Source organism: Bradyrhizobium diazoefficiens (assembly GCF_016616885.1).
Taxonomy (GTDB): domain Bacteria; phylum Pseudomonadota; class Alphaproteobacteria; order Rhizobiales; family Xanthobacteraceae; genus Bradyrhizobium; species Bradyrhizobium diazoefficiens_F.
This window is the reverse complement of record NZ_CP067102.1, coordinates 167,937-182,704: the sequence shown is the minus strand read 5'-3', so window position 1 is coordinate 182,704 and position 14,768 is coordinate 167,937. Positions and strand designations below refer to the sequence as shown.

Here is a 14,768-nt window from a genome sequence, read left to right as displayed (position 1 = left end):
AGGCCTTCGGCTAGGATGCTTTTTTCGAGTCAAGGACGTAGGTGAAACGCAAAGGTTCTTCGTGATGCGCCAGCGCGGCGCGCAATTCGGTGGTGATCTGCTGGCGTAACGAGACCGGCTCGACGATCTCGATCTTGTTGCCCCAGGTGAAGAGATGCCACGCCAACTCTAGCATGCCGCTCGCGCGGAAACGCACGATGACGCCGCCTTCGGGATGCGCTTCGACGGTCTGGCTCGCATGAAAGCGGTGGTTCTTGAAATCTTCCATGCCGCCGGGGAGGACGTGCAAGACGACGTCTTCCTGCTCGCCCTCGAAATAGGCGAAGGACGTGTTGCCGAACGCCGCAAGGTCGAATTCCGCCGGAGGCGTCGCAGCCTCGTCGAGGCATTCGAGCCGTTCGATCCGGTCGAGCCGCCAGTGCTTCGGCTTGGTCGCGCCGGCATCCGCGCCGATCAGGTAATTCATGCGGCCAAAAATGATGCCGTAAGGCACGACGTCGCGCGAAGCTCCCGGCTTTGAGCCACCGTGATAGATGAAGCGCAACCGTTTCATCTCCAGGAGCGCACGGCGAAGTATCATAAGGACGGCCGGGTTCTCCGTCGGCCGTGGTCCCGCCTGTACCGCGATGCGTTCGGCGCGCAGCAAAGCCTCAACGTCGGTCTCTGTGGCGCGGCGGCGCCCGTGCCGCATCGCCGCACGGATTTTCTTCTCAAGCCCGGCGAGCGACGTAGCGCGCGCGGTCGCGCCGGATTCGCTTAGCTCGGCTACAACGACGCCAAGGTCGCTCAACTCTTCCGTCGTCGGGTCCTGAAAGAAGCCATCGAGCCCCTTCGGGATATGGAAACGCTTCGTCGGGTGATCCGGGATTTCTTCCATTTGCGGGAACACCGTGCGGATGGTGTCCCGCATGCGCTCAACGGTGCGGCGCTCGCATCCCGTCACCTGGCACATCTCGTCCAGCGTCAGGCCCTCGGCGCTGCTCGCCAGGGCGCGCGCCAATTCCAGGATGTTCCGTGTCCCGTCGTAGCGCATCGCGTGTGCGTCCAAATCTGACGCAGCACGGTAGCAAAGTACATGCTCGCGGTCATCTCGACCAAAAACAACGTTAAAACAAATAGATACGGAGAATACAATGAGCCACGAAAACGATCCCCATTCGCACGGCGAAGGTGAAGAGCCGAATCGCCACCCTCACGAGGGGAGCCATGGCGATCATTACCATGGCGAGCACGAGCATCATCATCCGCATCACGAGGTGTGGAAGCTCAATGTTCAAGGCGTCATCATCGAGCCGCGGAAGCCCGAGATTGTCGTCCGGGAAGCGATCCAGCGAGCCGGCTTCAATCCTGATACGCCGTGGATTATCGTGCTCAAGGTGGCGGGCGAGCCGAAGCGGGAGGTGGATCTCTCCTTTGTTATCGACCTGCGCCACAAGGGCATCGAGAAACTCCGCCTTACCCCGCGGCAGATCAACAACGGCGAGATGTGTGGTCAGCGTCGCGTTGCTTTCGCGATGGTGCCGCAGGATGAGGCGCTCCTCGATCGCCTCGGCTTCGAGTGGGAAACCCTGGTCGATGCCGGCCGCCGCTGGCTGATCATCCGCAACTATCCGCTTCCGCCGGGGTATCAGGTTGCGACGGCCACCATCGGCATCGAGGTGCCGGTCAGCTACCCTGGCGCCCAGCTCGACATGTTTTACTGCCATCCGCCGCTCGCGCTTTCCTCGGGCGCGGCGATCCCGCAGACCCAGCAGATCGAGACGGTCATCGGCTTGACGTTTCAGCGTTGGTCGCGCCACCGCCAGTGGGACCCGGCGCGCGACACGCTGGCGACGCACCTCACTCTCGTCGATGAATCTTTGCACCGTGAGGTTGGGCAATGAAGCGGAGTCACACCTTGGTGCTGCCTGCGAAGCAGGCGGACGAACTTCGGGCGCATCTCTTTCCCGGCGACGGTCTCGAAGCCGCCGCGCTCTTGCTCTGCGCGGCGACGGGCCAACGTCGCCAAAAATGGCTCGGACGCGAAGTAATTTGCGTTCCTCACGAGCACTGCACGCGCCGGCCCGACTTCATCACTTGGCCCGGCGAATATGTGGAGACCGCGATCGACCGGGCGTCGGTATGCGGCGACGCCGTGATCGCCGTCCATGCACATCCGGGTGGGCTCTTTACCTTCTCGAATGCCGACGACGAAAGCGACCGCGTTCTTATGAGCTCCATCCGGCACGGCACCGATCAGGCGGCGGGCTCAGCGATCATGATCGCGAGCGGGGCGATGCGGGCGCGTGTCTATGAGGACAACCACGCCACGCCGGTCGACCTCGTGATGAAAGCTGGAGTGGACATCGAAACCTGGTGGAGCGACGGAGCGACGGCCTCAGGCCCGATGAAACCTCCGATGGCATTCACCGGCGACATGCGGGCGTCGCTCGGCCGTCTTAGCGTTTGTATAATTGGCGTGTCGGGGACCGGATCGATCGTTGCGGAACAGCTAGCCCGCCTCGGAGTCGGCGAAATCATTCTCATCGATTTCGACAAGATCGAGGAGCGCAACCTCAACCGCATCCTGAACGCGACGCTCGCCGACGTCGGATCTCTGAAGGTCGAGATGTTCGCCGACGCCATCCGGCGCTATCGGTCCGATGGCGAGATAATCAGCGTGCCGCGTTCCGTCGCTACGCGCGAGGCGGTTCTGGCGGCATGCGAGGCCGACATCCTCTTCTCCTGCGTCGACTCAGCGGAAGGCCGCCATATCGCCGACCGGCTAGCCGCCTATTTCGCGATGCCATTGTTCGACGTCGGCGTTGCGATCCCGACCGAACCTATGCCGGACGGCAGACGCCGCGTTGCCGAGGTCTACGGTCGGGTGGATTACGTCTATCCGGGCGGCTCAAGCCTAATGGATCGCGGCGTTTACGACGCGGCGCTTCTCGAAGCGGAGTATCTCGCGCGGATGGCGCCCCATGCGCTCGCCAGGAAGATCGCCGACGGCTATTTGCGCGGGATGGCGGAGGAGGCGCCGGGGGTCATCACACTCAACATGCGCGCGGCCTCGGCCTGTGTCGTCGAATTGATCGCGCGGCTGTTTCCCTTTGGCGGGTTCGCGAACGAAACGCGGGCTCGCACCATCTTCATGCTCGCCGAGGGCGACGAGGACGTTTTTTCCGAAAGCCAGTTCCAAAATCGGCACTGCTTTCCGGTGTCCGAAGGCGCGGCCGAGCCACTCCTCGGAGTGCCAGCGCTGGCGTTGCAGCGGAGGGTCGCATGACAACGAAGCCGCTTTGGTGGCGTCGGCTCGTCGCCGCCCTTACGCCCCGCCGGAAGCTCAAGATCGTCGATGGCGACATGCTGCCGGAAAAGCTGCCACTTTTGGCTCTTGTCGTGGCTCGCGATGACGGCGACGACTGGTCAGTCGGCATGCGGTGCCCCTGCGGCTGCGGCAAGCGTTTAGAAATGATGTTGCTGAGAGAGGTGAAGCCGCGGTGGGACGTTTCTGTCGATTCTCGTGGCCACGTATCGTTGCATCCCTCCGTCTGGCTGCGCGAAGGATGTAAGTCGCATTTTTGGGTGCAATCAGGCAAGATCACTTGGTGCGACTGACGCTATTCAGCGCCGAGCTGCATCTGGCAGGAATAATCGACTGATGACCGCTGTGGAAAACGCTCTGACCGGATGGGCGTCTACCCTTTTGCTTACCCGCCAGCGGACGCCGTCGATCAGCGACGGTTCGAGAGTTTGGACGTGATGTAACGACATGGATGATTTGGAACAATTACCGGAAGAGTTGGCGGCCCAGCTAGTGGTCTTTCCCGCGCCGTCGACCGCAGCCGACACGATAGACGCCCTGACGCGCTCGCTACTGGAACATGCGCTCGACGCGCACCATCGTAAGCTCAAGACATACGAGAGCCTGAAGAGCCTTAACGACGTGATCGGCGCCCAGTATGGTGACCGTGTTCTCTTCGAGCTTCTACAGAATGCACATGACGCGCACCGCCCCGACGAAGAGGGCGAGATTGCAATTCGTCTTGTCATCGATGGTCCCGACCGCGGCGAGCTTCTCGTCGCGAACAAGGGTCGTCCGTTCACGGCCTCGAACTTGGAGGCGATTCGCAACATCGGTACGAGCGACAAAGAGATTGGCGAAGGTATTGGCAATAAGGGGCTGGGCTTCCGCAGCGTTGAGGCGCTGACAGATGATGTCCACATCTTCTCGGTCGGTCGGCGCGCAGCCGACCACGAGTTCGACGGCTACTGCTTCCGCTTTGCCACGACCAACGAAATAGAGGACCGGCTGGTTCACCTTGGGGCATCCACAGAAATAGCGGCTAAGGTTGCGTCAAATGTGTCGCGCTATCTCGTCCCCGTTACGGTTCGAGAGCAGTCTACCGAAGTGCGCCGGCTTTGTAAGGAAGGATATGCCACGGTGGTTGCCCTTCCGCTCGCCACGGCCCGGGCGGTCGAGCTGGCCCGCAAGCAGGTGGCGGCGGTCCTCGACGCCCCGGCGCCCGTCCTACTTTTCCTCGACCGGTTGTCGTCGCTGGAAGCCACCGTCCTAGTATCTGGGCAGCCGCCCAGGCACACACAACTGACGCGCAAGGTTGCACCGATCGAGGCCAAGCTTCCCCAGGGCTTCCAGATGGAGCGCGTGACACTGGACCGGACGAACGCTTTCCTCGTCGTCCGGCAAGTTCTACCAAAGCCGGCAGTCCTTGATGCGGTTAGCGCCAGCATCTCTGTCGCGCCGCCGTTGAAGCGTTGGCTTTCCTGGAAGGGGGACGCCGTGGTGTCGGTTGCGGTCCCGCTCGGCTCCCCGATGCTCGTGGCGCCACGGCTATTCAATTTCCTGCCAATGGACGATCGCGCCGTGTCGCCGATGACGGGGCATATCGACGCACCGTTCTTCGCAGACATCGACCGCCGTTCGATTAAGCCGGACCTACCGCTCAACAATTATCTGTTGGAGGCGGCGGCGAGGACCGCCGCGCAAGCTGTACTATCGATCGTCGATGGTGACCTGAGATTACCACAGAGCGCCGTGGTCGACCTTGCCACGTGGTCAGCCCCCCATACGTCGAAGATTATAGAGGCCTTTGCTGCTCTCGAGCGCCCCTTGGCGGATGCCGGGATCTGGCCCGTGGTACCGGGTGGCCCTGCGCGCTGGGTCAGCTTCAATGAACTGTATGCATGGCCCGACGTCCGCGCGCATCAGCTAACGCCGGCGAAGCTTGCCAGTGTCGCCAATGCCGCGATTTTGTCCCTCACGATCGGCGAGGGGCGCATCGTGCGCGTCCGCGCGCTCGCCGCCGCCATGTCGCTGCCACTTGCACCGAACGAGGACATACTCTCGCAGTGGAGTGAAGCGATCGCCGCGCATCTCGCCGCCAAAGCTCGGCAATCTCCTCGCAGATGGCGCGACTTTTATGAAGACATCGTCGCGGTCTACACGGCCACCTCTCTCCGGCTCTCGACTCTTGAGGGCAAGAAGTTGTTCCCGGACAACAACGACAAGTTACTCGGCGCCACCGCCGGGGGCCTCGATGGAGTCCCACCGGTGTTCCATCGCATTGGCAAAGAGCGCGGGAGGCGCAACGAGGGACCGCCCAGCCCGCCTTCCTCACTTTTCCGGAAGTTCCGTTTCTTAAAGCAATCGATCGAGATTTCTGAGGCCAGTTTGCGTGCCTTCGAGAAGGCGGGTTTGCTGAGGCGTTACGATCCGCTGGAGGTACTCAACGGCCTTGAGGGCAGCCTTGGTCGCTCGCCGACCGAAAACCAACGGCGCGAAGTTTTGATTTGGGCGTATCGGGTTTGGCGAAGTACAGGCGGGAAGGCGGTCGAAGACAGTCTTCGCACCGCAGGCTTGTTCGTTCCTTGTCTCGGAGGCTGGTTCGCCGCGTCCGACACGTCCTTATCGGCATCGTGGAGCACGCTTGGCCGAATCCTCGAACAGTATCTGCACGAAGCGGCGCCACAGTCTACGGACGCCAACGACCAGAAGGGCAAGCTAGTCATCAGTTTTGCTAATTGGCCGCGCACCGGATCCGACGACCGGCGTGAGGACTGGTTGCGCTTTCTTGGTTTGCTAGGTGTCCGTGATGGGTTGCAGCCGATCACTGGCGAGATTCGCCGAGTCGGAACGCCCTCGAATTTTTGGAACGGCCTCTTATTCTCGGGCCTGCCGAAGCTGGGCCTCGATGCTCATTGGACCGCGCATGCCAGGAAAGTGAGCCTCTCTTATCCATATACCGAATATCAGCTCCAGGGTGAGGTCTGGCGCTTGCCCGGACAGCTTGAGCACTCGTCGCTGTCCCTCGCCGCACGGGAGGCGCTTTCCGACTTAATCATCGCCTATCTTCGCGAGAATGGCGCAGCGCATTTCACTTTCAGAATCAGTCATTGGCGTGGGTATCAGAGCATCGAGTTGCCAACGCCGCTCCAGGTTTTCCTTCGGGAAGGTCGCTGGCCAGCGGGCCTGCGCCGCGATGAGGCCAGCTTCGAGGCGCCTAGTCAGAGTTGGTCGACGACGGTCATGCGCCAGATGCCGCCCCGGTTTGTCCCGCGATTTTCCGCGGAACCCGGCAGCCGTAACGCGCTTCCCGCAATCCTCTTCGATGAAAGAATCGGGCTTCGCGACTGGGCTGCGGCTGAGTCCGCCCCTGGTCGCCTGGTGTCCCTCGCGACTGCGCTCTCCGATTTGTCAGCAGCGGAGCGGCGTGAGATGCGCGAGCAACTTCGGCGCGCATGGAATGATGTTGCGGAGCAGCGGCCGACGCTCGGGACGTCACTGGTGATCGTCGTCGAGCGCTCGGGTGGGCTCGAACTGCTTTCGCCAGATCCTGAAACGCCGCCTATTGTTCATGTGACCACCGAACGCCAGGGTTTCGCTGCGCGGGCGCTTGCCGACCGCGGTGAAGCCATCCTCGACGTGGGCGAGACAGACGGCGCGATCCTCCGGGACCTGCTGGTCGCCACCGGCGGCTTTGCGCCAAGGCTCGCCGATTCGGGAGACGTCCAGCTGCAAGTCGACGGACAGACGTTCCAACCTAACCCGACCGATCCCCACTTCGCTGCTGGGAGCCTCGCGTGGCTGAGCGACGTTGCAATCCTTGCCCACGAATATCTCGGCGATGCACTAGAGTTCCGCACCTTGCGGACCGACGAGCTCGACCACCGCCTACGACAAATACGGCTGAGGCGATGCGAGCGCTTCGCGCTTCTGATCGACGACCAGGAAATCACAGCTCATGGCGACGATCGCGTCCAGGCGGTCCCGCACGCCCGATTTCCCACGTTGTTGGTCACCGGCGACGAGCCGATCAGCGTCGATCTCTTACTTGAGGCTGCACCAGCGATTACCAAGCTCGTGGGCTCGCGCAGAAACACTTTGGAGCCTATGTTAGGACGCCTGGTGCGGGAGGGTTACTCGGATGCTTCTGTCGCGCCGAGCGAGGATATGCTCGCGCGAGCCATACGTCGTGACGTCAGTGTTGTCCGGGACCACTTCGCCGCAACTCGCGGTGGCGTGGAGCGACTGGTGCGCGCAGTGTTGCCGATCGTCTGCTTTATACGAGGGAGGAGCACAGCCGATAGCCTAGTGCAACGGCAGGACAGGCTTGGCCCAGCGCTGAAGTTGCGCGACTGGTTGATCACCGAACTAGGAGCGGACACGGCAAGCGAAGCGCTTGCAGCGATCGACACCACAGATGACCAAGTCCTGATACGCCGGCGAATGGGTTTCGACTTCCAGGCCTACGGCCGGACGCTTGCCGAGTTAGGCTATCCACCCCTCAACAGCGAGGCGGACTTTCGTCGCCTGTTCGGCGTGTTCATGGCGGAGCTTACGCCCTCGCTGGTTGATCGCGTACGCCGGCGGTTTGCCGGCAACTGGCGCGAGGGTAGGGACCTCGGCGATTATGTTGCGCTCCGCAAGCTTGAGTTTGTCGCGTTCGACCCAGCGTGGCCGATCGAGTACGAAACGATTGACCGAGATTTTGTCGCGGGAATCGCCGCTACTGCAGCTCAGGCCAACCTCGGTGCCGACGACCCATCGATCACGTTGCCCGATTTCGAAACCGTCGTCGCAGCTAACCGAAAGCTAATCGCGTCGAATCACGCGCGGCTCGCGAGCCTCATACGCGTCTGGTGTCGAAAGAAGGGCATTGGCCGCCCCCCGCTGATGGACACGGCGGACCCCCAGCTGGTAGTGCGCGCCCTCTACGACAAGGGGTTTATCGACTTTGAAGCGGCCAGACGGGAATCTCTTCCCGCTTTGCTGTCAAGGGTCGAGGCGTGGCCACTTGACATGCCGCAAACCGATGCGATTGAGGATCTTGAGCTGACCGAGACCGATCTCCAGCACGAAGAGCGCGAGACACACGAGGCGCGTCGCAAGGCGGACGTCGAGAAGCGCACGGTCAAGTTTGGCGACCAGCCGCTCGATACCGGTGGAGACGGCTTCGTCGCGCTGTTCGAGCAGCTCGCCGAAGCTACGCTCGCCCAAGGTTCCGATTGGTTCAATCGAAGCCGGCCACCGCGTCTTGCTGTCCAGGAGCAATCAGGTGGAGAGCGCCGGCACCCGGGGCCAGGCGGTGGGAGAGGCCAAGCTTGGCGCAACCAACCTCCAGATTCCGTTCGCCAGGCGATGGGTATCGCCAGCGAATGGCTTGCTCGTGAATATCTGCGCCGGCGTCACCCCAAGGAAATGACCGACGATTGTTGGGTATCCTCGAACCGAGCATCCTTTTGTACCGGCAGCGAGGGAGACGACAGCCTTGGCTATGACTTCCGCATCGAAACCGCCAGACACGAGTATCTCTATGAGGTGAAGTCGGCGCTTGACGAAGGTGGCGAATTCGAATTGAGCGCCCGGGAGCTCGAGATCGCAGGTAGTGCCAGCCTTGAACGCAAGCGACGATTCAGGATCTTGTATGTGCCGTTCGTATTCGATCCCTCCCGCTGGCGTGTTCTGCCATTGAGCAACCCGGTTAGCGCCGATACGAGGAATAGGTTCCGGCTCGTACGAAGCGGCTCGGTACGGTATCGGTTCGAGAGGCGGTGATAGTGACGCGCAACCGTGTTCGTCTTCTCACCGCTACTTGCGTCACGCGACGGTGAGCTCACGCCAGCGAGCTATTCAGTTGCAACCGAGTTCAACCTTCCGCCGAACGTTTTCGCCCACACTCGGGCCCATACTTGTGTGAAGATTGCACGCGAATTGCGATGGACGAGCCTGATGTCCGGCGCACTGGTCACGCCTGCGGTGCAGGGCGTTTGTTGTACCTCGGCGAACCAGCGCGCATGAGGGCGTATACACCATTTTGGACAGTCTCTTCGCCATACAGGTCGAAAAGTCTCTATTTTTTAGAGCCTCCTGAAATTGGCTGTTCTACAGCCCATATCTCGGACCACACTTTCGGCAAGCTGAGCGCCTTCCCATTCGATCCCGTCGCGTGAGTTATCCGGCGACGCCTTTTACGTACCGCGAGTGAACCCAACCGTGGTGGCACGGTCCGGTGTAGGGTTGTTGTGTTGACCAGCTCGTGCTGACACCGCACTCGCGACCAATGCCTCTATCCGCGGTGTAGACCACCGAATACCAGGCGCCGCTTTGGCCACAGATGTAGATCTGATTGCCGTTGAACAAACGATCTATCTCTCTGTATGGGCGCCCCCCTGGGCCACTGCGCACGGACAAGAATCCGTCACCCTTCGGATCCAGTCCAACAATCTCGCCATTTGCACAAGCATCTCCACCACCGGGCGTGATCATGACCGGCACGTCGATTCTCGATGACTGACTTGTCGCTGTAGTCGGGAACAGAGCCATAATCATTGCTCCGCCTCTACCTAAAGCAGCATATTTATCGAACGTCATTCCGTCATCCTTTCAGCGAGCGCTATTCAGCATCGAGGTCTGCCTCGGCTTTTCATTGGAAGTACTCAAGCACGGTAAGACAAAGGATCGCAGTCCGTCTGTGCGTTTGCAGTATGCCCTTCATTTGTCCTGAAGAAAGCTGCATGAGGCGCGTATCTCCCCGACCGGCCTTTGACCGTTCAGCATGGTCTCCGTGTAAGCGAACAAGTTCGGGCGGCCGGTTTGAAGCAGGTCGGCTCTCACGCTCCACGCCCGGCCATCTGCCGGAACGAACCGCGGACTTGTTCCGAGCCAGGAAACTTTATTGGCCGTCAAACCACCCTGGAATTTTACGGTGTTGAAAAGCTCAGTTGGCTTTGACTGCCTGCCGTCGTTGTAATTGTGGACGATGGTTGCAGGGACGTTCAGTCCGCCACCGTTGTTGAACGATGCGCAGATCGTTATGGACCTGATTTCCCTGAAAGTGATGGTTCGGAAATCGCTGGGGTCAGCGGCAAAGGTGTTCTTGTCGATCTTGCACGTCAGATTCCAGTCTTCGAATGCGTCATGCGCGCAAGCTTCTTTGTAAACGATAACTTCTGCTCGGCTGTTTGTGCAGTTGATTGCGATACAGATCGCTGCAACGCAGCAAGTTTTGAAAGAGTGCTCCAACCCCATAAAACGGTTCCTTTCGCTACAATTCAGGCGTCCAAACAGCGTGCGATCAGCAAGGAGACGTTGTCTCGTGCTCCGGCGCCAAATGCCTTTGCAGCGAGACGCTTCGCGGCCTGAAGCGGGTCCTGGGCGGTTCCTAATGCGTCACTGATAGCTTGGTCGCTGACCATGTCGGTAAGGCCGTCGCTGCAAAGGAGCAGGGTTTCGCCTGGCGCAAGCGGCGCGTCGATGGAGATGTGAGGTTCGACGGCAAGGTGAAATGTGGAGCCGCCCAGAGCCTGAGTGAGAGCATGGGACCGGCGGGGCCCGAAGGGACTGCTCGCGCCTTCGAGTACATCGTCGTAGCTGAGCTTCACCAATTGGCCCGAGCTGAACAGGTAGCCGCGGCTGTCGCCAATGTTGAATGTGAGTAGGTTACCGGCCGTCAGAACGGCTCCAACGAGTGTCGAACCCATGCCGAGCGCTTCCTCGTGCTCCCGCATGAGTTCATAGAGATGCCCATTGGCTTCCTCGACTACCTCGGCACAGGACGCGGGACTTGAAAGCCGATCGACCGTAGCAACCAGATAATCGAGCACGGCTCGGCTGGCCATCGCGCCGTGCGCGTGGCCACCCATGCCATCCGCGATCATCAGGAGGCAGGAACCGTTCGGTGACGTCATGACTATAGGCGCGTCCATGTCACCGGTGAGGACACGATTGTCGATCGCGATAGCATCCTCGTTGTTCGGGCGCACTCGACCGCGATGGGTAAAGGCAGCAATGGTCCATCTCGTCATGTGGTCGCTCAAGCCTCGATGAGGGGCGCCGTCATTATCGTGACGAAGCGCCACCTAACAGCCTCGCCTTCACGCCGTCGAATTCGATCTGGGAAATCGCTCCCCGGACGAGAAGATCATGAAGGCGCTCCAGTTCCTGCACAGGAGACGTGGCGGGCAGAGGCGTAGGATCGACGACCTGAATCTTTTTCATGTCGTTGACGAAGAGGTTGAGGCCTGACTCCCCGCCGCTGCTCACAGCGCCTATTCGGTGAGCCGCCCGCATCGCCCACACCATCGCAATCCCCCACCCGATGATCGTGCCGCCGAAGGCGACATTGGTCACCATGATGATCCAGCGGTTCGGTGGTTGCGCCTGAAGGCAACAAAAGTGGGGGCGATGTAGATTGCGCCGATAATCAAGAAAAACACGCCGATGAAGACGAGATCGTCGAAATGGTCCATGTCAGACTTCCGCGGGATGTTGCTGGAACGTCGAAATCTAGTGGGGGGTCGACAGGAGAATGCTGATGATGAAGGACGCCACCCAGGCGTAGCCATAGGCAGGCGTTTGGCGCAGGCGCTTCGCTCTCAGGAACAAGTAGACGGGCGCCAGAAGAATACCGAAGAGCGTGAGCCATCTATCGGCGTAACCCGCGCGTTTCAGTTGCTGCTCGTCTACGAGGCACAGTGTGGCGTTGAGCAGTAAAGGAAGACCCAGAGCGACGAACTGTGCGAAGGAGTGATCTCCGAGGGGATCCTCCATAATTTGCATGTCGCGCCATCCCGCGAGGAAAGCATAGCCGATCGGTGCGATGGCGAGAGTCCAGACAAGGCTGTTGTTCACAAAGTTGGACGCGACTGGGGGAGGTGTATCCCGAAGATGCCCAGCCAACTCCGTATTTCGGAGCGGCTGCCAGTCGGCAAGACCCTTGCGCCAAACGGGCGTGTCGCCGCTGATTTTCTCTGCTTCCAACAGCTCCAATAGGTCGGTCGCGGTTATCGGGCCTTTGCGCTGGCCGTTCTCGGTGAAGTACCAATTGCTGGCGCTTGCGCCACCCGCCTCAATTGTATCGCTCATTACCGCCCCAGCTTCCTCGTTCTCTTAGGCATCCCAAGGATGTCGCCGGAGGGGTTCATCCAAAGGCCGCCTATGTTTCGCTTCAGCCCGAAGCGAATGTTGAAATAGGAGCAGTATAATCCGTGTTTTAAAGGACCGCAAAGCCGTCTCTTCTGCCTATGAAGGCGAAGGCTTTGGTGGCTTGGAATCTTAGGCGGCTTCGCGTGAGGCGCGGGTTGTCTCAGGAGGCATTGGCGGTGGACGCCGGTGTTGACCGCTCCTACGTCGGGCGGATTGAGCGCGGGGTCGAAAACCCGACGGTCGAAACTCTGGACCGGCTCGCGGCTGCTTTGGAGGTTGCGGTAAGTGAATTGCTGCTAGTGCCCAAGCACGGTGAAAAGCCTCCGGCGACCCTTAGAAAGGGACGCAAGAAGAAGTGAGGTTTTTCGTGGGCACCATCGGCGGAGTTAGAAAAAGAGCCCCCGGTTGGGGGCTCTTTGAGCTTCGCACCTTGCAAGTCATCAGGCTACGTCACGCTTCCGAGTCCCTTACGTGCCGGTACCCCTCGTCGCTGCTCTGGGAAGATTCGCACGAAGCATCGCAGTTGATTCGTTTCGTAGGTCAGAATGTTTCGGCATTCGTCGGACTCGTCTAGGTGTTGTAAAAGCAATGGCACAAGGGCGACGCAATCGTTGCGGGTTAATCCGATGAAGATCCGTTAGCTTTGAAGGCCGATCCTATGCGGCCAATTCTATTTTGGAGGCGCCGTCTTGAGGAGGCGCGGACGAAGGACTGGGAGCGGATCGCGCAGTCGCCTTCGATACTGGTAAGGCGCCTAATCAGAGAGGCGGCGTTCTCAAAGGGCCCAATCGGACACACCCGTTGCAGATCCTCATCCGAGGATGCACGACGGATGGGTCGCCGGCCGGGTCACGTCGAGCCCAGTGAACGGGTCGTAAGCCACGCGACCGAGGCTGAGCGCCCGGGATGAAGCTTGGCATAGCGCGAAAATCCGGTGATGTGGAATCAGCAAGCCGACTTCGGGGCTGTGCAATGGGGGCGGGTCGTCTGGTGGTACTCACCTCTCTCCTTTACCCTTTGCGCTGAAGTGCAAAGGGAAGGGGAGGGTAGGGGTGGGGAGGTGGGTGGGCGGATCGGCGGGGCAAAAATATAGTGGGATGAGCAGCGCCTGCCGGCTGATTTTTTTGCGCCATAGGCGGAGCGATGGCCAACCAGCGCTATTTAGACAAATAAGCGGCTCGTGCGAGAGGCGTCAGGACATTGTCCGGCGAGGGCCCAGACGTTGCGGCGAAGGCGAGATTGATGACCATAATCACTCAATGCCTCGGGCGAGCAGCCCAGGTTGCTCCTCGCGGACCGCTGCTCCTTCGGGCCGGTCCTTCTGTCATTACGGGGACTACGCGGCGAGTTTGTCCGGCCGCATGCGAACGAACCTCGGATGGCGAAACATGCCATCCGGGGTGAGCATCATGCAACTCACCTCGATCATCTGCCCGACCAGCGTTCCGGCCTCAGCCTCAGCCCAGAGGGCCACTCGTTCCTCCTCGGAGAAGCCGCTGCCCACGTCGCCCTGCGTGGTGGTGACGAACCCCAACCGTCCGACGTGCTTGCCCCCGCCCTCGCAGAATCCGGTGATCACTACGTCGTGCGTCTCCTCCGGCTTGACCTTGATCCAGCGGTCTTTCTGCCGAAGGACGACGCCCTCGTAACCCAATGATTGGGCGCGGCTGAGCTGGTCGAGGATGTCGTTCACGCTAGGATCGGTCAGCCTGCCCTGGTTGAGCCGAGCGTCGAGCGGATCGAGCCCATAGAGGTGCTCGCGCAGGATCGGTGGGGTGCCGGGCTTGAGATGTTTCGTGCGGGTCGCCCTGATGGTGTCGCGAAAGGTGCCAACGTACACCTCGCAGTCGCGCGGGCCACCCTTCCACGGCGGGATGTTGTAGAGCTGCTTGTCCGCCCGGCTCAGCCAGCCGTGCTCGTCGTGCCAGATGGCGCGGACGCCATCGATCTTCAGCGTTAACAGCCAATCGCCGTTCAGCGCCTTGCCGTTCCATGAACTTGGCTTGTTGATCTCGCGGTCTCTCATCCGCTCTCCACCGGTGTTGTCATCGATCCGGTCTCACCTACTGCGGTGCGCCCGGTCTATGCTGCCAGTCGCGGGATGGTGGGGCAGATGAAGGGAGACGTTCCGCACGCCCATCACATCGTCGGCTGCGGGCCTTGGAATTCCTGCTTGCATCGTCAGTGCCCGAGATAGTCGCAGGCGCAAGGAGCTATTTTTTGAGAGCGACTCGGGCTTGTATCAACTCGACAGTTCGGACATTCGTCGTCGCAGCCGCAGGACCAGATGTCCTCCCAGACTGCCCCGCAGCCACCGCATTCGTAGTGATTGACGAAGGCG

At 60.7% G+C, this 14,768-nt stretch carries 12 protein-coding genes; 5 read left to right on the top strand and 7 right to left on the bottom strand.

The features are described 5' to 3' along the window. Nucleotides 1-10: 10 nt before the first annotated feature. Complete coding sequence (locus tag JJC00_RS00785; protein WP_200470898.1) at nt 11-1,033, bottom strand: helix-turn-helix transcriptional regulator; 1,023 nt, start codon at nt 1,031-1,033, stop codon at nt 11-13. Nucleotides 1,034-1,133: 100 nt separating this feature from the next. Between JJC00_RS00785 and JJC00_RS00780 the strand changes: the two genes are divergently transcribed. The 4 genes from JJC00_RS00780 to JJC00_RS00765 all read left to right on the top strand — a co-directional run bounded on the left by JJC00_RS00780 (nt 1,134) and on the right by JJC00_RS00765 (nt 9,058). After that, entirely contained in the window at nt 1,134-1,883 is a 750-nt protein-coding gene (locus JJC00_RS00780) for an E2/UBC family protein (protein WP_200470897.1), read from the top strand. 17 nt (nt 1,884-1,900) lie between these two features. After that, nucleotides 1,901-3,268, top strand: a complete 1,368-nt coding sequence (locus JJC00_RS00775) for a HesA/MoeB/ThiF family protein (protein WP_246774324.1) — start codon at nt 1,901-1,903, stop codon at nt 3,266-3,268. Next, nucleotides 3,265-3,600 (top strand): DUF6527 family protein, encoded by a 336-nt coding sequence (locus JJC00_RS00770; RefSeq protein ID WP_200470895.1) that lies wholly within the window; start codon nt 3,265-3,267, stop codon nt 3,598-3,600. Before JJC00_RS00775 ends, JJC00_RS00770 begins: the two co-directional genes overlap by 4 nt. Nucleotides 3,601-3,754: 154 nt before the next feature. Further along, the gene (locus JJC00_RS00765; RefSeq protein ID WP_200470894.1) at nt 3,755-9,058 is read left to right on the top strand and encodes a sacsin N-terminal ATP-binding-like domain-containing protein; all 5,304 of its coding nucleotides are present in this window, start codon (nt 3,755-3,757) and stop codon (nt 9,056-9,058) included. Between the two features lie 936 nt (nt 9,059-9,994). Here the strand turns inward: JJC00_RS00765 and JJC00_RS00760 are convergent. Genes JJC00_RS00760 through JJC00_RS00745 form a run of 5 tightly spaced genes read right to left on the bottom strand, consistent with a single transcriptional unit; the run spans nt 9,995 to nt 12,367 of the window. Continuing rightward, entirely contained in the window at nt 9,995-10,531 is a 537-nt protein-coding gene (locus tag JJC00_RS00760) for a hypothetical protein (protein WP_200470893.1), read from the bottom strand. A 23-nt stretch (nt 10,532-10,554) separates the two neighbouring features. After that, nucleotides 10,555-11,307 carry a PP2C family protein-serine/threonine phosphatase gene (locus JJC00_RS00755; RefSeq protein WP_200470892.1) on the bottom strand — a complete coding sequence of 251 codons (753 nt, stop codon included), beginning with the start codon at nt 11,305-11,307 and terminating at the stop codon, nt 10,555-10,557. A 34-nt stretch (nt 11,308-11,341) separates the two neighbouring features. Further along, entirely contained in the window at nt 11,342-11,635 is a 294-nt protein-coding gene (locus JJC00_RS00750; RefSeq protein WP_200470891.1) for a hypothetical protein, read from the bottom strand. Beyond that, nucleotides 11,629-11,751 carry a hypothetical protein gene (locus JJC00_RS38530; RefSeq protein ID WP_283816781.1) on the bottom strand — a complete coding sequence of 41 codons (123 nt, stop codon included), beginning with the start codon at nt 11,749-11,751 and terminating at the stop codon, nt 11,629-11,631. The genes JJC00_RS00750 and JJC00_RS38530 overlap by 7 nt, the downstream gene beginning before the upstream one ends. Nucleotides 11,752-11,788: 37 nt before the next feature. Continuing rightward, nucleotides 11,789-12,367, bottom strand: a complete 579-nt coding sequence (locus JJC00_RS00745) for a DUF4339 domain-containing protein (protein WP_200470890.1) — start codon at nt 12,365-12,367, stop codon at nt 11,789-11,791. Nucleotides 12,368-12,525: 158 nt separating this feature from the next. Here JJC00_RS00745 and JJC00_RS00740 point away from each other — a divergent pair, with 158 nt between their 5' ends. After that, on the top strand, nt 12,526-12,786 hold the full coding sequence (locus tag JJC00_RS00740) for a helix-turn-helix domain-containing protein (RefSeq protein WP_200470889.1): 261 nt from the start codon (nt 12,526-12,528) through the stop codon (nt 12,784-12,786). 977 nt (nt 12,787-13,763) lie between these two features. On the opposite strand, the gene JJC00_RS00735 is transcribed toward JJC00_RS00740, so the two are convergent. Beyond that, nucleotides 13,764-14,453 (bottom strand): ATP-dependent DNA ligase, encoded by a 690-nt coding sequence (locus JJC00_RS00735; protein ID WP_200470888.1) that lies wholly within the window; start codon nt 14,451-14,453, stop codon nt 13,764-13,766. Nucleotides 14,454-14,768: the final 315 nt, after the last annotated feature.

Excerpts from the sequence above, each read along its gene's own strand:
- JJC00_RS00785 (WP_200470898.1), bottom strand. The coding sequence starts at position 1,033 with ATGCGCTACGACGGGACACGGAACATCCTGGAATTGGCGCGCGCCCTG.
- JJC00_RS00780 (WP_200470897.1), top strand. The coding sequence starts at position 1,134 with ATGAGCCACGAAAACGATCCCCATTCGCACGGCGAAGGTGAAGAGCCG.
- JJC00_RS00770 (WP_200470895.1), top strand. The coding sequence starts at position 3,265 with ATGACAACGAAGCCGCTTTGGTGGCGTCGGCTCGTCGCCGCCCTTACG.
- JJC00_RS00765 (WP_200470894.1), top strand. The coding sequence starts at position 3,755 with ATGGATGATTTGGAACAATTACCGGAAGAGTTGGCGGCCCAGCTAGTG.
- JJC00_RS00760 (WP_200470893.1), bottom strand. The coding sequence starts at position 10,531 with ATGGGGTTGGAGCACTCTTTCAAAACTTGCTGCGTTGCAGCGATCTGT.
- JJC00_RS00755 (WP_200470892.1), bottom strand. The coding sequence starts at position 11,307 with ATGACGAGATGGACCATTGCTGCCTTTACCCATCGCGGTCGAGTGCGC.
- JJC00_RS00750 (WP_200470891.1), bottom strand. The coding sequence starts at position 11,635 with ATGGTGACCAATGTCGCCTTCGGCGGCACGATCATCGGGTGGGGGATT.
- JJC00_RS38530 (WP_283816781.1), bottom strand. The coding sequence starts at position 11,751 with ATGGACCATTTCGACGATCTCGTCTTCATCGGCGTGTTTTTCTTGATT.
- JJC00_RS00745 (WP_200470890.1), bottom strand. The coding sequence starts at position 12,367 with ATGAGCGATACAATTGAGGCGGGTGGCGCAAGCGCCAGCAATTGGTAC.
- JJC00_RS00740 (WP_200470889.1), top strand. The coding sequence starts at position 12,526 with ATGAAGGCGAAGGCTTTGGTGGCTTGGAATCTTAGGCGGCTTCGCGTG.
- JJC00_RS00735 (WP_200470888.1), bottom strand. The coding sequence starts at position 14,453 with ATGAGAGACCGCGAGATCAACAAGCCAAGTTCATGGAACGGCAAGGCG.